The sequence below is a fragment of the Ignavibacteria bacterium genome, from assembly GCA_025612375.1.
Lineage (GTDB): Bacteria > Bacteroidota > Ignavibacteria > Ignavibacteriales > SURF-24 > JAAXKN01.
Window position 1 is genome coordinate 1 of sequence record JAAXKN010000128.1, and the last position, 1,237, is coordinate 1,237.

Genomic DNA, 1,237 nt, shown 5'->3' on the forward strand with positions numbered 1-1,237 from the left:
GACCCTGCGGTTAACAGCCGCATGCTCTACCAACTGAGCTATTGAGGAATATAAAAAATTTGGCGACTCCATATTTTCCCGAAACTGTTACGTTCAAGTATCTTCTGCAACGTAGGGCTTAACTGCTGTGTTCGGCATGGGAACAGGTGTACCCCCTACTTCTTCGTCACCAAAATGGTTTAGTATGTTACTTTTTTATTTTTAACACACTCAAAAATATATAATGTAAACGTTTGCGTAAAATTAGTTCTGCCAAGCATTAAATCTTCTTTAATTTTCTTGGTCAAGCCCTCGACCTATTAGTACTGGTCCGCTACATGCATTACTGCACTTCTACTCCCAGCCTATCAACCTTGTAGTCCTCAAGGGGTCTTACTAACTTTCGTTATGAGATATCTTATCTCGAGGTGGGCTTCACACTTATATGCTTTCAGCGTTTATCCCGTCGGAACTTGGCTACCCAGCTATGCATCTGGTGATACAACTGGCGCACCATCGGTTCCTTCACCCCGGTCCTCTCGTACTAGGGGCAACTCCTCTCAAATATCTTACGCCTGTGATAGATAAGGACCGAACTGTCTCACGACGTTCTGAACCCAGCTCGCGTACCGCTTTAATGGGCGAACAGCCCAACCCTTGGAACGTACTACCGCTCCAGGATGCGATGAGCCGACATCGAGGTGCCAAACCTCCCCGTCGATATGGACTCTTGGGGGAGATAAGCCTGTTATCCCCGAGGTAGCTTTTATCCGTTGAGCGATGGCCCTTCCACTCGGAACCACCGGATCACTAAGTCCGACTTTCGTCACTGCTCGACTTGTTGGTCTCGCAGTTAGGCTCCCTTCTGCCTTTGCACTCTACGCGCGATTTCCAACCGCACTGAGGGAACCTTTGGGCGCCTCCGTTACATTTTAGGAGGCGACCGCCCCAGTCAAACTGCCCACCTGACACTGTCCTATCACCGGATTACGGTGAATGGTTAGATTCCAAGTAAAGGAAGGATGGTATCCCAAAGGTGACTCCTTTAAGGCTAGCGCCTTAATCTCATAGTCTCCCATCTATTCTGTACATCCTTCACCTAGTCTCAATATCAAGCTACAGTAAAGCTCCATGGGGTCTTTCTGTCTTATCACAGGTAACTAGCATCTTCACTAGTACTACAATTTCGCCGGGGACATTGTTGAGACAGTGCCCAAATCATTACGCCTTTCGTGCGGGTCAGAACTTACCTGACAAG

At 47.9% G+C, this 1,237-nt stretch carries 2 rRNA genes; both read right to left on the reverse strand.

Annotated elements, in window-relative coordinates:
• Window positions 1–57: 57 nt before the first annotated feature.
• A 5S ribosomal RNA gene (rrf, locus tag HF312_21640) occupies window positions 58–174 on the reverse strand.
• Window positions 175–278: 104 nt separating this feature from the next.
• Window positions 279–1,237 (reverse strand): 23S ribosomal RNA (locus tag HF312_21645); the annotation flags it as partial.